The following is a 16,199-nucleotide window of genomic DNA, read 5'->3' as shown; positions in this document are numbered from 1 at the left end:
TCTCCGGTTTAAAACGTAAAGGATGTCCCCGGTTTCTACCCGAGCAAGCCCGCTCCCACAGGGTTATGCAGCGGTCATAAAGGCACCGAAAAGGTGCCTTTTGCATATCCGCCAGCGGCAAACCCGCATTGCCCTGTGTCACTCAACACACTCTCTCTGATAACGTGCGTCTATCGATTGCAGCCGGTATGCTTGGCCCGCAACTTCATGGACGCTCGCTATGACTCTTACAGAATTACGCTACATCGTTACCCTCGCCCAAGAGCAGCACTTCGGCCACGCGGCTGAGCGTTGCCACGTCAGCCAGCCGACCCTGTCGGTGGGCGTGAAAAAGCTTGAAGACGAACTCGGTGTGCTGATTTTCGAGCGCAGCAAGAGCGCCGTGCGTCTGACCCCGGTCGGCGAAGGCATCGTGGCCCAGGCGCAGAAAGTCCTGGAACAGGCCCAAGGCATCCGCGAACTGGCCCAGGCCGGCAAGAACCAACTGACCGCCCCGCTGAAAGTCGGCGCGATCTACACCGTCGGCCCGTACCTGTTCCCGCATCTGATTCCGCAACTGCACCGGGTCGCCCCGCAGATGCCGTTGTACATCGAAGAAAACTTCACCCACGTGCTGCGCGACAAACTGCGCAACGGCGAGCTCGACGCGATCATCATCGCCCTGCCGTTCAACGAAGCCGACGTGCTGACCCTGCCGCTCTACGACGAACCGTTCTACGTCCTGATGCCGGCCCAGCACCCGTGGACCCAGAAAGAAACCATCGACGCCGCCCTGCTCAACGACAAGAGCCTGCTGCTGCTCGGCGAAGGCCACTGCTTCCGCGATCAAGTGTTGGAAGCCTGCCCGACCCTGGGCAAAGGCAATGACGGCGCGAAACACACCACAGTGGAATCCAGCTCCCTGGAAACCATCCGCCACATGGTCGCCTCTGGCCTGGGCATCTCGATCCTGCCGCTGTCGGCGGTGGACAGCCACCATTACGCCCCTGGCGTGATCGCCGTGCGCCCACTGTCGCCGCCGGTGCCGTTCCGCACCGTGGCCATCGCCTGGCGCGCGAGTTTTCCGCGGCCGAAGGCGATTGAAATCCTCGCTGACTCCATTCGCCTGTGCTCGGTGGCCAAGCCACAAGCGCCGGTGGTGGCCGGCTAAGTCGCTGCCATGACCGAGTTGTCGCAAGTGTCGGTGACGGCACTCAAGGGTGTCGGTGAAGCCATGGCCGAGAAATTGGCCAAGGTCGGCCTGGAGAATCTCCAGGACGTGCTCTTCCACTTGCCGTTGCGCTATCAGGACCGCACTCGCGTGGTCCCGATTGGCCACTTGCGACCCGGCCAGGACGCGGTGATTGAGGGCACCGTCAGTGGCGCTGACGTGGTGATGGGCCGGCGCCGCAGCCTTGTGGTGCGGATTCAGGACGGCACTGGCGGCCTGAGCTTGCGCTTCTATCATTTCAGCAACGCCCAGAAAGAAGGCCTCAAACGCGGCACGCGGATTCGCTGCTACGGCGAAGCACGGCCCGGTGCCTCGGGGCTGGAAATCTACCACCCGGAATACCGCGCCATCACCGGCGACGAGCCGCCGCCGGTGGATGAAACCCTGACCCCGGTCTACCCGCTCACCGAAGGCCTGACCCAACAACGCCTGCGCCAACTGTGCATGCAAACCCTGACCCTGCTCGGCCCCAGCAGCCTGCCCGACTGGCTGCCCACCGAACTGGCCCGGGACTATCAACTGGCGCCGCTGGCCGATGCGATCCGCTACCTGCATCACCCGCCCGCCGATGCCGACGTCGACGAACTCGCCCTCGGCCATCACTGGGCCCAACATCGTTTGGCCTTCGAAGAACTGCTGACCCATCAACTGTCCCAGCAGCGTCTGCGCGAAAGCATGCGTTCCCTGCGTGCGCCGGCGATGCCCAAAGCCACCAAGCTGCCGGCCAAGTACCTGGCCAACCTCGGCTTCACGCCGACAGGGGCCCAGCAACGGGTTGGCAACGAAATCGCCTACGACCTCAGTCAGCACGAACCGATGCTGCGGCTGATCCAGGGCGACGTTGGCGCGGGCAAGACCGTGGTCGCCGCCCTCGCCGCCCTGCAAGCACTGGAGGCGGGTTATCAGGTCGCGTTGATGGCGCCCACCGAGATTCTTGCCGAACAGCACTTCATCACCTTCAAGCGCTGGCTCGAACCGCTGGGTATCGAAGTCGCGTGGCTGGCCGGCAAGCTCAAGGGCAAAAACCGCGCAGCTGCGCTGGAGCAAATCGCCAACGGTGCACCGATGGTGGTCGGCACCCACGCGTTGTTCCAGGAAGAAGTGCAGTTCAAGAACCTCGCGCTGGCGATCATCGACGAACAACACCGCTTCGGCGTCCAGCAGCGCCTCGCCCTGCGCCAAAAAGGCGTTGGCGGGCGGATGTGCCCGCATCAATTGATCATGACCGCCACACCGATTCCACGGACCCTGGCGATGAGCGCCTACGCCGACCTCGACACTTCGATCCTCGACGAATTGCCCCCCGGCCGAACCCCGGTCAACACCGTGCTGGTCACCGATACACGACGCGTCGAAGTCATCGAACGGGTGCGCGGCGCTTGCGCCGAAGGGCGACAGGCCTACTGGGTCTGCACGCTGATCGAAGAATCCGAAGAGCTGACCTGCCAAGCCGCGGAAACCACTTACGAAGACCTCACCGCCGCCCTCGGCGAGTTGAAGGTCGGGCTGATCCACGGGCGCATGAAGCCTGCCGAGAAAGCCGCGGTCATGGCCGAGTTCAAGGCCGGCAACCTGCAATTGCTGGTCGCCACCACGGTGATTGAAGTCGGTGTGGACGTTCCCAACGCCAGCCTGATGATCATCGAAAACCCTGAACGCCTGGGTCTGGCGCAACTGCACCAATTGCGCGGCCGTGTCGGTCGGGGCAGCGCCGCCAGCCATTGCGTGCTGCTCTACCATCCGCCGCTGTCACAGATTGGCCGTCAGCGCCTGGGCATCATGCGCGAGACCAACGACGGTTTTGTCATCGCCGAAAAAGACCTCGAACTGCGCGGCCCCGGGGAAATGCTCGGCACCCGCCAGACCGGCCTGCTGCAATTCAAGGTCGCGGACCTGATGCGCGACGCCGATCTGCTGCCAGCCGTGCGCGATGCCGCCCAAGCCTTGCTGGAACGCTGGCCGGATCACGTCAGCCCGCTGCTCGATCGTTGGCTGCGCCATGGGCAGCAATACGGCCAAGTGTGAGCACCGTCGCAGTTTCTGGACCATGGCTTTAAACAAGCTGGTTATACTCCAGCAATTGTTTCAAAAACGGATACACACCATGACCGAAGCTGCCCTCATCCCCGAAACCCCGCACGCTCCGTCTGTTATTCGGCTACTGCTCGGCAAGCTGGGCATCGCCTACGAAGAAGTCCTCGACCATCACGGCCTCAACGCCTCGCGTAAAGTGCAGGCGGTTTTGCTCGATGACGCCGTCGGCGCGCTCATGGTGCTGTTCCCGCAGAGCCAGTTGCTGGACCTCAATCGCCTCGCCGAACTGACCGGCCGCCGACTGACCGCCGTCTCCACCGAACGCCTGGAGAAGATGCTCGGCAAACACAGCCTGAGCCTGCTGCCGGGCCTGCCGGCGCTCACCAGTTCGCCCTGCCTGTACGAAGAAAGCCTGCTGCGTGAACCGAAGTTGCTGATCAACTCGGGCGAGCCGAACGTACTGCTGGAAATCTCCAGCGACGACTTCAAGAGCATGCTCACCAAGGCCAGCGCCGCCAACTTCGGCGAAGCCCTGACCAGCATCCGCCCGAACCTCGACCGCCCCGACGATGACCGCGAGGAAATCACCCAGGCCGTCCAGGCATTCACCGCACGGCGCATCCAGCAACGCCTGGAAGCCACCATCGAAATCCCACCGCTGGCCGAAACCGCGCAGAAAATCATCAAACTGCGGGTCGACCCCAACGCCACCATCGACGACATCACCGGCGTCGTCGAAACCGACCCGGCCCTCGCTGCGCAAGTCGTGAGCTGGGCGGCGTCGCCGTACTACGCCTCGCCGGGCAAGATTCGTTCGGTGGAAGACGCGATCGTCCGCGTGCTCGGCTTCGACCTGGTGATCAACCTGGCCCTGGGCCTGGCCCTCGGCAAGACCTTGAGCCTGCCCAAAGACCACCCGCAACACACCACGCCGTACTGGCAGCAATCGATCTACACCGCCGCCGTCATCGAAGGCCTGACCCGCGCCATGCCCCGCGCCCAGCGCCCGGAAGCCGGCCTGACCTACCTCGCCGGCCTGCTGCACAACTTCGGCTACTTGCTGCTGGCCCACGTCTTCCCGCCGCACTTCTCCCTGATCTGCCGCCACCTGGAGGTCAACCCGCACCTGTGCCACAGCTACGTCGAGCAGCACCTGCTCGGCATCAGTCGTGAACAGATCGGTTCGTGGTTGATGCGTTACTGGGACATGCCCGATGAGTTGGCGACTGCGCTGCGCTTCCAGCACGATCCGGGCTACGACGGCGCGTATGCCGAATACCCGAACCTGGTATGCCTGGCGGTGCGTTTGCTGCGCAGTCGCGGGATTGGCTCGGGACCGGATGAAGACATTCCGGATGCGCTGCTGGAGCGTGTGGGCTTGACCCGCGACAAGGCCAACGACGTGGTCAGCAAAGTGCTTGAAGCCGAAGTGCTGCTGCGCGAACTGGCCTCGCAATTCACCCAGGCCTAAAAGCATTCGCGGGCAAGCCTCGCTCCTACAGGAGCAAGGCTTGCCCGCGATGAACCCTACCCGATCGTTCCCACGCTCCCGCGTGGTAACGCATCCCGTGACGCTCCGCGTCACAGCCCCAACACCGAACTCAAGCCTTAGGCTTAGCCTTCCTCGGCTTCAAATACTTGGTCAACCCCTGGAACCAGATCACCAGCGCCGGGTTGCCCTTGATCTGAATCGACTTGTCCTGAATCCCTGTCATAAACGCCAACTGCTTGTTCTTCGCCTGCATCGTGGCAAAGCCATACGCCGCATCTTTAAAGGCAATCGCAAACGCCGGCTCGGCATACACGCCAGACTTACTGGTGATGCGCTGATCTTTCACAAAGAAATGCCGCGCCACTTTCCCGTCCAGGGTCTGTAGTTGAAACACCAACTCCTTGTCACCCAACTGCTGTTGAAACGCAGGATTAGTCCGACTGGCCTTACCCATCAACAAACCCAGCATCCACAGAAGAAAACGAAATTTCATGCGCAAAGCCTCAAAGGAAAATGAACGGCTGGCGGAGTGTAGCGGCTTCAAGCGATAACAACACCATCAGGTTGCTTTAGAAGAAGATGCACCGTTTTTTGGCACCAATGACTACCAAGTCACACTATTCACACGACGCACAATCCCCTGAAGGAGCTGCCGAAGGCTGCGATCTTTTGATCTTAAATTGCCCCATCTCACTAAATCGCAAAATCCGAAACTTCACTGAGCATCCAGCACTTTCCAAGCACAAATCGATACTCAACCAAGTAGTCGGTATCTGGCTTATTCAAAATAGCCGTGGCGGTATCTCCGCTGCGCTCCTTGATACTTAAAGTCAGACCTTCCGCTTCCCGGTGTGCGCGATCAGGCATTAGCGGATATTTGATCTGCTTATCTTCCAGGGCTCGCTTCTCCAGCCGAGGTTCGGGCTCGGCATCTACCGTTGCCAGAAATTGAAGAGGTCGCTGAATAAACGCTCTCTGAACGGCCGAATTCTCTGCAAACGAAGCGAGGAACACATTGAAGTCAGTCGATGGGCAGGAGACGCCGAATTCGTCCGGCACAATCCCGTCCAGATAAGCCGCGCGCTCCTGGCTCATTCTGGCAACGCAAAAGTTGATCGTTGTGAGAGACGCCTCTACGCCCGGCTCAATGTCTGTGGCCTCAAGTGGGCAATTGGTGTCTCGCAACTTAAGCCAGGCGCGCTGGGAATCCCTGGCCATGGTCATGAAGACCTTTCCTTGCTCGGGGTTAATCCGGTGCTGAGATTCAAACCGCGCTATCAATTTTTTGTAGCTGACGTTGAGTTGCGCATCGGCGGCTTTTCGTTCGGACTCCGAGCACCTGTAGACCGACACGCCCAGGGTGACTTCTTTGCAAGCATCCTCAGCCTGAGCGGCCATTGGTAGCAAACCAAGCAGTGCTAACAGAACTTTTCTCACTTCAGATCCTTTGAAATAACCAGCCAACCAAACACCCGCCCTACTTCACCAACACCAACTCACCATCCCGATACAACACCTCACGCCCCACCCACGCCAGATCCACCTGAGGCAGCACCGCCGAAGGCTTGCGCAATTCCCGCAGCAACGTCGAGCCATGGGACAACCGCCCACCCATCCGCGCAATCACCGCCCGCGCGGCTTGGTAGTGTGCGTGGCGGCCAGGGTCGAGGGTGTCCTCGAGCAAAATGTCGTCGCCCAAAATCCCCTGCACCTGGCCCGGATAAATCATGAACCCGGTCGCTTGCTCGGTGCCTTCGCGACCGTCCTGCCAGAAACTGCCGTCGCGGCTGCGAATGTCGGGATGTGGCGCGAACCAGTGCGCTCGATCAGCCATCGGCATCGCATGGTGCAGGCGAAAGAAGATCCGCATGAGGTTGTCGCGATACCACTCGCGCACTTGCAGGTAGTAGCCGCGCAGGCCCGGCAGGCCGGTGGAATGGGCGATGCGGATAAGCGCGGGCCATTGCGGGAAGGCTTGCAATGGCAGGTCGGTCGGCGCCGGGCGTGGTGTGGCCGGGTCGGTTTCCCACGGCAGTCGATGGGGGCTGTTTTCGAGGTCGTCATACGCAGTTGGCGGTCGGCCCAGCAAGTCGCCGCCACTGCTGGCCAACGACGTGGCGATGCACAGGTTGCCCTGCACCACGAACACATAAAACCGGGTGAACCAATCGGCCAATTGCTGACCATCGGCCCCTTGGGCGATGAGTTCGGACAGCTCCTGATCGAAGCGCTGCAAACCCCTTTCCAGCGTCAGCAAATGCCCGCGAGCGATGCGCTGCATGCGCAGGAACAACGGCACCGAACGCAGCATTCGCAACGGCCGCCAAGGCAGGTGCGGTGTCGCGCCGCCGACTTCACCGGCGTAGCTGCTGGCGGAAATGCCCCAGTCCGCCAGCCGCGCAAGAAACAGGTCATTGTTGATGTAGGAAGCGCCGCCAAACACCGCAGTAAACGGCTCGTTGTCCTGCAACACCCGAGAATCCCAGCGCGCCATGATCGCCGGAATACTCGCCGCCGCACGTCGTTGCGCGTACTCCACGAACACGCTCGGCTGTGGCGGCAGGATCTCGGCGATGTTGGCGGCGGTCAGGTGTCGGCGCCAGCCGTAGTCGCTGATCGGCCGGTATTGCAGCAGCCAGAGTTGCTGGCCGTCCCAGGCCCATTCGACGTCGCCTGGCACGTAGTGGAAGACCCGCAACACGCCTTGCAGAAAGCGCCACAACGCTTTCGCCGTCAGGCCATGGGAAGGTTTGAAGGTGCCGCTACTCCACGAATCGCCGAGGCGGGAAATGATGGCGCGTTCGGGACTGACCTGACCGTCGGCCAGCGACTCCAGGTGACCCTCGACCCACTCCAATTCCACCGACAGATGCCGCACAAACGCGATCCCGGACAGTTGCGGCGTAATGAAGCGCTGCACCACCACTTCTTCCACGCCCGCCGCGCTCAACTCGGCAATCCGTGCTGGCACGTTGGACGTCGGTTCGCGCAGGAACGTGGTGCTCAACCCGGCATTCGCCGCATCGGCCTGATCCTCGCCATAGCTGGAAGAACGCACCGCCCACGTGGCGTCCGGTTGGCTGGCGAGAAACGCCGGCAAGCGCGAATCGTGAGCATCGTTGAGCGTCAGCGCCGGCGGCACCGCTTGCCCGGCCAACTCGGCCAGACGCAAGCGACCGCCCTTGGTATGCGCGACGAATCCGCATTCGCCCAACTCCAGCCACGCGGCGAATTCCGCTGGCGCATCGATCCACGGGTAATGCCCCCAACCGGTTTTCAGGCTGATGGTCAGGTCGGCCCGGGCCAGAATCGCCGACCACGCCGCAGCCTGGGCGATGCCGAGCACATTGTCCTGATCGCCCCAGACCAGCTCGACCGGGTCGGTGATCCACTCCAGCAGCGGCAACGCGGTATCGGCGCGCACCAGGTCCCAGTGCGGCACAAATGCGCGGCACCGCGCATACCCGGCGCCCATGCGAGCGTACTGCGCAAGCGTCCAGGTCTGGTTGGAGAACTTGTGCGCGAACACCGCAGGCTTGTTCGCCAGCAACCAATGAATGGTCTTGCGAATCGGCAGCGGCGACATCAGCGCCGGCAATCGCCGCTGCCACAAAAACGCCCCGACCGGCGCCAGCAACACGCTGCGACAGAAATACCCCGGCTTGCGTTGCAGCGCATGCAACACCAGCAGCGCATTAACCCCGACCGCCATGATTGCGCTGCCCTCAACCGTCATCGCCAGCAATGCCTGAGCGTACGCCGCGAGGTCTTCGCACGGGTCTTGAGGATTGTCGCCGAAGCCCGGCAATTCCAACGGCACCACGTGATAGCGCTCAAAGTGCGGCAGCGCGTCATCCCACCAATCGGCGGCTCCACCGTTACCGGCCAACAGGTACATCACAGGTTTGTTCATGGACACATCCTGGAAACGCGGCGGTCGTGGCGGTAGAGCCAGAATAGCGGCGGCAGCAACGCCAGGAGAGCGAAGCCGTCGATCCACAGGTTCAACCAGAGCTGGGTGCTCAGGGAAAACCACATGTCCTGCGGTGCCCAGAGCACGATGCCCGCGATCAACCAGCCCCACGCCATCGGGGTTTTGAGCCGACTGCCAATGCGCACAAGGGCGAGCATGTAGAGGGAATAACTTTGCAACGTCGCGCCAAACACGGCGAGCCACCAGAGTTGTTGTTCACGGGCGGCGTGGGGTACGGCGTCGGTGGCCCAGAAGGCTTGCTCGATGATTTTCAGATAGCCGCCGAGCAGGCCCGAATGGCCGGCCCAGGCGAGGGCGATGCTGACGAACAGATGCACCAGCGCGGCGGCGTAGAGCCAGGCGATCAGGGCTTTGCGAAGGGTGTTCGGGGGGACTGGCATTCCGTGTCCTGGGGGCTTCCTTGAGGGGGGCAAGTCTAAAGGGTTTATGGGCGGATGGCCGTTGGCGAGATGAAATAAATTGGCGATTTATCTGACGGAAAAGGTACTTCTGTAGGAGCTGCCGCAGGCTGTGGTTTTTTGGTCTTAATGCCCGCAAACCTCTCGGACATTTCCTTCAATACGGAGGGATGTTCGTGAACTAGGCGAGGTTTGCGTTCACCGATAACCTCTTCTCGTCATCGCACAAAACGGTGACACGGACGTGCAAGTCCGATCTGGAATACATTCGCTTATGGCTATTGGCTGTGCATTTTTTTATGCTCGCAAATCGTTATGGCGACTGTGTATGGGAGACCTTCGGGTCTGCCGGGGTTCCGGACCGGTCTTGCACACCTATGCACAGTTGCCACCTCTTTCGAAGTGCAAGCGAAACGGTGTCAACTCCAATTACCGGAAGATACCTATGATCAAGCCAACACCGAATCCACCTAACGACTTATCTACATCCCCCTACGAATCCCTCGATTCGAAAAAACTCCACGAAGCCGCCGAACGCGCCCTCGACTACCACCTCGGCCCAAACCCCGACGCGAAACCCAAATCCAAGCCGCGCAAAGGCGCCCTATTCGCCGCCTCCCGCGACCTCCACGCCGAAACCCTCCTGGCCAATGCGTCCGAAGACCTGCTGTCCATCAGCGCCATCGCTGCGGACCTGGCGGACGACGTAGAAGGCACACGCCGCTCGGTAGCCTTGGCGCTGAGTCGATTGGCGGATGGGGTGCATTTATTGGTAGAGCGTGCGCTGGATCAAATTGATTCGCCGGATCCTGGGGCGCATCGGGCTAAGGCGTAGAAAAAACGAAGGGGACTTAATGTCCCCTTCTTCGATGTTTATATGCACAGCAAATTTACAGGCAGTGACTGGGCTTTAAGTCTGGGTCTTGCGAAACCAAGCGCTTCACGCCCTCGCTCCCCTGCGGGCGACTTCTATCAGCGGACAACTGATAACAGGCCAAGGCTCGGGACAGATCCTTCGTTCCCAACTCGCCACTTTCAAAAGAAGAGCCCAGATAATTCATCGCATCTGAGGACCCCATGGAAACCGCGCGAATTGCCTCCTTTTCTGCCTGCTCCGGGTGCAGGCAAGGACCGCTATAGTCCGTGGAATTACCGTTACAAAAATACGTGGCATAACCGAGCGCGCCGTCCGCAGTCGTCGATGCCGCTTTGAACAAAGCCTCGACCTTGCTGGTTTCCAATTGAGGCGCCATCTGCGAAAGACTTAAACGTGCCGCCGATAGACTCGCCTCCGGATCACCCGACGCCGCAGCACAGACGTAATTTTCCAGGGACGCTTCAATCAACTCCGCAGTCAGACGGTATTGCTCAAGAAACCCCAACCCACCCAAACCCTCTGCCCGTTGATAACAAAGGTTCTCGGCGCGGCTCATTCCAGGTCTAGCGGGTGCGACAAGCTCCTTCTCACTGAGCGACCAATCCTCAATCCCGACAAGCGCCCAGCACGACTTTTTAGCAAAGTTAAAAATCTTGATATTGCTGTTACCCGCCCGTTTATCCACAACGTTCATGTGAGTGTCGTCGACCGTTTCAATCTCAACCGTTTCAGACCTGCCCTGGATCGCAGCCATTAACGGAAACGTCAAACTGGCGCCTGTCTCAGCAGTAATTTCCGGCAAAAATCGGCCAGGGTCCGAGGTCCGTTTCAACACCAATATCTTCACCGCCAGTGCGGTTAGGCGTTTCTGGGATTCTGCGGAGGCAGAAAATGCTGGCAGAAACTGCGCGAAGTCCGAGGATGGACACGACCTACTACCTCCGCCTGCGATGTCTGGCGCGATCCCGTCCAGATAAGCCGAACGCTCCCGACTCATCTTCGCAATGCAATTGTTCACCACCGCCACATAAGCAGGCTTGCCCGCGTCAATCTCGAACGCCTCTACCGCGCAATTCGTATCCCGTAACTTGATCCATGCACGCTGCGATTCCTTTACCTGCGCCGAATACTCCGCACCCAATTTCGCATCGACTGAATATTGAGATTCGAGCCTCGCCATCAATTGGTGGTAGCTCGTATTCAACTGGGAATCGGCGGAATTCTTTGTAGCCTCGGAACACCGGACAACCTGTGAGCTTGAGCTGATTTCACTGCAATCGTCTTGGGCAAATGCGGCTGAAACAGGCAATAGCGCAAACGCGCCCAGTATCCAACTCAATCTAAAACGCATCACTGTCTTCAATCCTTGATTCATATAAAGGGTATGCCGGTCTAATATTTGAGGGGATTTGGTCTTGCACGCATTTGGTTCATTCATCCCTGAGCGCGGCAAATTAAATCAGTCCCCTTGTCACATACGCAATCAAGGCGTGAAAGTCACGGTCCTTAACGTTGATTCGATTTCCTCAAAGGCTTTTTCGTCAATCCATGATGGCTTGGAATTACTTATAGCTGAACCCAGCAAAACATCTCCATCGTGCACTAAACAAAAATTAATACGACTCATACTGCCCCTATTCTCACTCTTGAAACCAAACATGAATCCCGACCAGTTAGCGCCACTTAGTTTGCGAAAAACGTAATCTTCCGGTCGGCCTGCGTTAACATTTGGCACCCACCCTTTCTCTGTCAGCGTCGCAGGGCATTTAAGGTCGTTCGCCTCTTTAACAAACTGAAGTTCTGGACTATCGCCGCCAGCGCTTTTACTTTGATCAGAACGGAGCAAACCAAAATTCTCAGCACTCTCGCACATCAGCCCAAACCATTTTGATTTGAAATTGTTATTCTCTTTAAAGCTCCAGTCATACCCCGCAGACATTTCCGCCTGTACAAGGTGCGGCCAATACTCATCCTTCGGAATTATCTTGGACTCAAGAAACACAGCATCAGGGGAATGAAACTGTACGTGTTGATTTTCGAGCAGGGCCAAGGAGTATTTGCAATCTCCCTGAGAGATTGAAGCCACCGATTTTCCAGAAGCAAGGGCTGAATCGCCCCGGTCATTACCTACCTTTACGGCTGTGCCAATGCGATCAACCTCGGAGGAGAAAACGGGCATAGCGGTCATACATACGAAAATTGACGCGAGTAATAGGAAGGCTCTTTTCACTCTTTGCTCCCCGAAAGACCGAATGGGGACGGATTTATTTATAGGCAGATAAATATCTTAGCCGACCCCATAACAAATACATCTCCCCTCTAATTCAGACCCTTCAACCTCGCTCGATCACTCTCTTTGGAACTTTTGCAGTCTTTCCAGACTGAATCATAAGCGAGTTATATTTATTATAGTTTTCAGCGGCCTGCTTCTTGTTTCCCAATCCCCAATAAGCATCCGCCAAATTTAGATAAGCGACCGTCCTATCTGGATGATTGGCAATAACATAGCTTAGTAACTCTACCGCCTCACCATAATGACCAGACTCTTCAAACAAAAATCCTAGATCATTTGACCAGCCGGGATTTTTTGAAAAATAATACTTCCCTACAACATAAGCTTCAGGTGCACATGCTGAATCTTCACCTCCACCCACAAGAAAATAGCTCATCACCTCATTAAACTTATCTTTATCTCCTTTCTTATAAGCTGCTAAGGCTTGATCAAAGTTAGCAGCCAAGTCAACGGGCATAAGCTTATCGCGACTACCTGTCCCAGACTGGCTTTCTATATGCAATTTTTTCAAATATTTAAATGCGTCTGCACCGTTGAAATCATCTAACGACGTTGAACTTAGGGAACCAAGAGACAAAGCATAAACGCCTAATAGCGAACGGTCACACGATTCGATATTTGTCACAAGAAGCAGATTTCTCAGCACCATTTTTTTTATTTTAGCATCGTACTGAAACTGCAAATTAAAATTGTATTTTGTATTATCCTCTTCAGTAGTTTTCAGGTACAAATATTCTGCCGGCATTATAGAATCGTACTTCAGCGAGACAGTTTCACCTTGTATATCCACCGCCGTAATGACATTTTTCCTGGAAGTAGCAGTACCAACTTCAAATCCATCATAGCTCGCTGGCGAGTATGTATTTTTTATTAATGGCAGGGCTGAATTTGACTCCAGAACCACGGTCGACTTCCCCTCCCCCCCAGCGGTTAAAAGAAGTTTTTGGGCTTCGTCACCCGGCTGCGCTTTTAGAACCAGAACTTTTTGATCCTTTAATCCTTCAATCAGATTTACATTTAATGTCTTAATGATTAAAGAGTTCAAAGGGGCCACGGCATCTGTCCCCGCATTAGCAAAGGTCGTTGCAGCAGTTAATACGGCGAGCGCAATAAACGCAACTGAATCAGTTCTACGACTCATTGTGAAAACACCTGATAAATTTCTGTAAAGTGCGTACGACGTTCTTCGTAGCTTTCGGTATTCAAATTTACAACCTTGGTAATATTGTCCGTACTCACCACGTTAGGGGCGACTTTATTATTGAGTTTCTGCCACTCCCAAAAACCCATTGCGGACAATAAACCCATTTTTGTCTCTAGCAACCGATCAGGATTAGCTACGATGTCAATTGTCTCCTCTGGCAACTTTGCCTTTAGAACATCTTCCACTGCTTTGTAGTTCGCCTTCCATGTAAGCTGAATGAATCCTTTTCCTTTATAGCTTAGCCCTTCTGAACACCCCCCGGGAGTCAGAACAAAGGTCCCAGCCTCCGAACAACAGCAGTAAACACGTTTAGCAATTTCGTCCGGTTGAGGGAACTGAGAGTACGCCCGTCCTTTAAATATTGTATAACCACTTTTGGCGGCGGGACTAAGAGCATTATACTGAGCCATTTCAATCCGCTTATAACCTAACTGGTCCGCTTCTGCGGGATAGGTGTCAAAATACCTTTTGAACAGGCTTTTCAGAACAGGTATGGCATAAAAAAGGCTTTCCGACTTACCCACTAAAGCAGCACCGACCTCAGTCTTAACTTGTGCAAAAAACTGAGAAATCCTTGCAGGCGTATTAATTTCAAAACGACCTGCATACTTATTAAATAGCTCTCTGACTTCTTCACGCTTGCTATCAGAAGAGCTAGGAAACATTCTTTCCATTTGATTTTTTGATATCAACTGTGACGACGCTGATGCGAAGTTCCCTATCAACCCTATGCTGTGAATATGCCATATCTTTCCGTCCGCACTAAGCCCCTCTTTCCCAGCCACATCGCTCCACCAACCCAATTTCTCGATCCGCTTCTTCTCAGCTACCCAATTTAAGTTGGGGTGCGCGGCCGTATGCCCCATCAACTCGTCCAATGCATCCCACTTCTCGGCCTTATAGAGCCATTCACTCTCATACTTGGTTGCCAGCAGGGAAATGGACTGCGCGAACCAAGGTTTAGCCAGCGCCGCGCGGATTTCTGTCAGAGTGAGTTTGTCGTTCTTGTCGGTATCGATGATGTTGTACAACCGCTCTTTCACTGGCCCGTTAGTTGAAGTGCTGGCCTTGGGCACAAACGTGGCCTTTTCGTCGTCGGTGAGTAGGTTGAGATCATGCAGATTGGCAGCTAGATGTTCGGTGTTACTGGCGGTTTCTTCGATAAATTCGAATCCCTCCCACTCCCACGAATTGTGGCGCGTGGTCATCAGGTCTTGTTCTCGCAACCATCCGCTGATGGGATTGCCTTGGCCGTCGCCCAGTAGACCTTCGAGGCGCCACCATTGGACAGTCCCTTCCTTGATTTTCTTTTCGGCTGGTAGTGCCTCCAGCACGCTGGCAGGGATAACCAAGTCGTAACCGATCAGTATCCCTTCATCATTAACTTTGGGCGGGTTGCTGCTGGTGATGTCAGCGCGGTGGGTAATAAGTTTCGTGCCCTTATAAACCTTCATCAGATTTTTCTGATCCGCTGGCAAGGCTCCAGCTTTGCTTTGGCTTTGGGTAACGAAGGTATGAATATCCTCACAGCAAAAGACTTCTAAATGCAGCAAATTTTTCGGGGCCGCATCCGAATGATTCTGGTACTTCCCTATATGCCCCAGGACTTGACCAGCCTTGATCTTGAAGGACGGACTCAAGGAAATGACGCTGCCCATTGGACTATGCGGTTCACTCATAGGCTCAAGCGAGTCCGACCAAACGAAACCAGGCAGTTTTCCATCTGTACCTGGCGTCAGAGCAGGGTTCGATGAACCACTTATGATCTCTACTAACTTCTTAAAATTGTTCGGCGTTGCATCATCACCGAGCCTTATTTGCGTACCCGGTGGTAGATGGCTAAGAGGCAGCCCGGCTGTATGGGCGTCACGTACGTTTGCGCCGTGCTGCGCGCCACCCGGCATTGAGTCTTTTGCCTCATTGCCTACGAGGTATTTCCCCTCTCCCAAGTCTTTGAGTTCTCCCTTGAACACCCAGCCCGTATCAGCCGCTAGTCCAGCGACTTCTGGAGTGATGCTGACAATTTTGACCCAATTTTCATTCGTGGCCCCAGGTTGAATCACCACGTTTGTCCCTCGTGGCAGAACCGCCAAAACTGGATGCTGTCCAGAATTGCCGCTTCGAACCCGGATGCCTAACGCTTTATCTGGTGCACTCGCCTTAACCTTATAAAGGCCTTTCCCCCAGAACCCAGGAGGCGTCAAGGTCGGATTTTTCTTGTAGTTATCCCAATCCAGCAAGTGCATGTACAAGCTATAAAAAGTCAGGCTCGGTCCCGCTGCTGGAGGAGCGCTTGGCGCTGCACCCTGCGCAGGGGACGGCGCAGGAGGTGCGGGGACTTCAAGTCGGTGCTTAACCAAAACAAACCCAGTCGAATAAACGGACTGTGCCGAGCCGAAATCTGATTTGGGATAGGCCTCATCAATCCGATAAGCCACAACCTCACCATCAGCAATGCATCTGACCTCCGTCAGATCCTTCGCCAAACCGGTGTCTTCGTCAAAGTGAATGCCGCCATGCCAAAGACCATTAGCACCTAATGGGTAGTAACCATCCTTAGCCTTCGCCAATGCCTTATAAAACTGCTGCGGATCGGTCGCTTCGGCAGTTCCTATTTTCAGCGGATACGACCATTTCTCTACTTTGCTTGTTGTTGTCTCAGTCATTACTAATTACCTGAATCCTGATCCCTGGAGG

At 56.4% G+C, this 16,199-nt stretch carries 12 protein-coding genes; 4 read left to right on the top strand and 8 right to left on the bottom strand.

The genetic code is table 11. The features are described 5' to 3' along the window. The first annotated feature begins 220 nt into the window (after positions 1-220). From BK665_RS21765 to BK665_RS21755, 3 genes are all read left to right on the top strand, one after another. A complete protein-coding gene (locus tag BK665_RS21765; protein ID WP_123408680.1) occupies positions 221-1,150 on the top strand; it encodes a hydrogen peroxide-inducible genes activator in 930 nt (309 codons plus the stop codon). A 9-nt stretch (positions 1,151-1,159) separates the two neighbouring features. Continuing rightward, positions 1,160-3,235, top strand: a complete 2,076-nt coding sequence (recG, locus tag BK665_RS21760; protein ID WP_123408679.1) for an ATP-dependent DNA helicase RecG — start codon at positions 1,160-1,162, stop codon at positions 3,233-3,235. A gap of 79 nt (positions 3,236-3,314) precedes the next feature. Further along, the gene (locus tag BK665_RS21755; protein WP_123408678.1) at positions 3,315-4,715 is read left to right on the top strand and encodes an aminoacyl-tRNA deacylase and HDOD domain-containing protein; all 1,401 of its coding nucleotides are present in this window, start codon (positions 3,315-3,317) and stop codon (positions 4,713-4,715) included. 130 nt (positions 4,716-4,845) lie between these two features. Here BK665_RS21755 and BK665_RS21750 read toward each other — a convergent pair whose 3' ends face one another. The 4 genes from BK665_RS21750 to BK665_RS21735 form a co-directional block, all read right to left on the bottom strand. Next, on the bottom strand, positions 4,846-5,229 hold the full coding sequence (locus tag BK665_RS21750) for a helicase (protein WP_123408677.1): 384 nt from the start codon (positions 5,227-5,229) through the stop codon (positions 4,846-4,848). Between the two features lie 200 nt (positions 5,230-5,429). Further along, entirely contained in the window at positions 5,430-6,173 is a 744-nt protein-coding gene (locus tag BK665_RS21745; RefSeq protein ID WP_259699647.1) for a lysozyme inhibitor LprI family protein, read from the bottom strand. A 40-nt stretch (positions 6,174-6,213) separates the two neighbouring features. Next, on the bottom strand, positions 6,214-8,649 hold the full coding sequence (locus tag BK665_RS21740) for a PEP-utilizing enzyme (protein ID WP_123408676.1): 2,436 nt from the start codon (positions 8,647-8,649) through the stop codon (positions 6,214-6,216). Continuing rightward, on the bottom strand, positions 8,646-9,110 hold the full coding sequence (locus tag BK665_RS21735; protein WP_123408675.1) for a cell division protein: 465 nt from the start codon (positions 9,108-9,110) through the stop codon (positions 8,646-8,648). The genes BK665_RS21740 and BK665_RS21735 overlap by 4 nt, the downstream gene beginning before the upstream one ends. Positions 9,111-9,573: 463 nt before the next feature. Between BK665_RS21735 and BK665_RS21730 the strand changes: the two genes are divergently transcribed. Continuing rightward, positions 9,574-9,963, top strand: coding sequence for a DUF6124 family protein (locus BK665_RS21730; protein ID WP_123408692.1), 390 nt, complete (start codon positions 9,574-9,576; stop codon positions 9,961-9,963). Between the two features lie 55 nt (positions 9,964-10,018). Here BK665_RS21730 and BK665_RS21725 read toward each other — a convergent pair whose 3' ends face one another. The 4 genes from BK665_RS21725 to BK665_RS21710 all read right to left on the bottom strand — a co-directional run bounded on the left by BK665_RS21725 (position 10,019) and on the right by BK665_RS21710 (position 16,168). Further along, positions 10,019-11,356, bottom strand: coding sequence for a lysozyme inhibitor LprI family protein (locus BK665_RS21725; protein ID WP_375538946.1), 1,338 nt, complete (start codon positions 11,354-11,356; stop codon positions 10,019-10,021). A 132-nt stretch (positions 11,357-11,488) separates the two neighbouring features. Next, on the bottom strand, positions 11,489-12,235 hold the full coding sequence (locus BK665_RS21720) for a hypothetical protein (protein ID WP_148053246.1): 747 nt from the start codon (positions 12,233-12,235) through the stop codon (positions 11,489-11,491). Between the two features lie 103 nt (positions 12,236-12,338). Then, positions 12,339-13,439, bottom strand: coding sequence for a tetratricopeptide repeat protein (locus BK665_RS21715; RefSeq protein WP_123408672.1), 1,101 nt, complete (start codon positions 13,437-13,439; stop codon positions 12,339-12,341). Further along, complete coding sequence (locus BK665_RS21710) at positions 13,436-16,168, bottom strand: hypothetical protein (RefSeq protein WP_123408671.1); 2,733 nt, start codon at positions 16,166-16,168, stop codon at positions 13,436-13,438. Before BK665_RS21710 ends, BK665_RS21715 begins: the two co-directional genes overlap by 4 nt. Positions 16,169-16,199 lie beyond the last annotated feature (31 nt).

The organism is Pseudomonas frederiksbergensis, from assembly GCF_003732665.1.
In the GTDB taxonomy this organism is placed as follows: Bacteria; Pseudomonadota; Gammaproteobacteria; order Pseudomonadales; family Pseudomonadaceae; genus Aquipseudomonas; species Aquipseudomonas frederiksbergensis_G.
This window is presented reverse-complemented; position numbering and strand designations above follow the sequence as displayed.

Coding starts and splice junctions, on each gene's coding strand:
- BK665_RS21765 (WP_123408680.1), top strand. CDS start 221: ATGACTCTTACAGAATTACGCTACATCGTTACCCTCGCCCAAGAGCAG.
- recG (WP_123408679.1), top strand. CDS start 1,160: ATGACCGAGTTGTCGCAAGTGTCGGTGACGGCACTCAAGGGTGTCGGT.
- BK665_RS21755 (WP_123408678.1), top strand. CDS start 3,315: ATGACCGAAGCTGCCCTCATCCCCGAAACCCCGCACGCTCCGTCTGTT.
- BK665_RS21750 (WP_123408677.1), bottom strand. CDS start 5,229: ATGAAATTTCGTTTTCTTCTGTGGATGCTGGGTTTGTTGATGGGTAAG.
- BK665_RS21740 (WP_123408676.1), bottom strand. CDS start 8,649: ATGAACAAACCTGTGATGTACCTGTTGGCCGGTAACGGTGGAGCCGCC.
- BK665_RS21735 (WP_123408675.1), bottom strand. CDS start 9,110: ATGCCAGTCCCCCCGAACACCCTTCGCAAAGCCCTGATCGCCTGGCTC.
- BK665_RS21730 (WP_123408692.1), top strand. CDS start 9,574: ATGATCAAGCCAACACCGAATCCACCTAACGACTTATCTACATCCCCC.
- BK665_RS21725 (WP_375538946.1), bottom strand. CDS start 11,356: ATGCGTTTTAGATTGAGTTGGATACTGGGCGCGTTTGCGCTATTGCCT.
- BK665_RS21715 (WP_123408672.1), bottom strand. CDS start 13,439: ATGAGTCGTAGAACTGATTCAGTTGCGTTTATTGCGCTCGCCGTATTA.
- BK665_RS21710 (WP_123408671.1), bottom strand. CDS start 16,168: ATGACTGAGACAACAACAAGCAAAGTAGAGAAATGGTCGTATCCGCTG.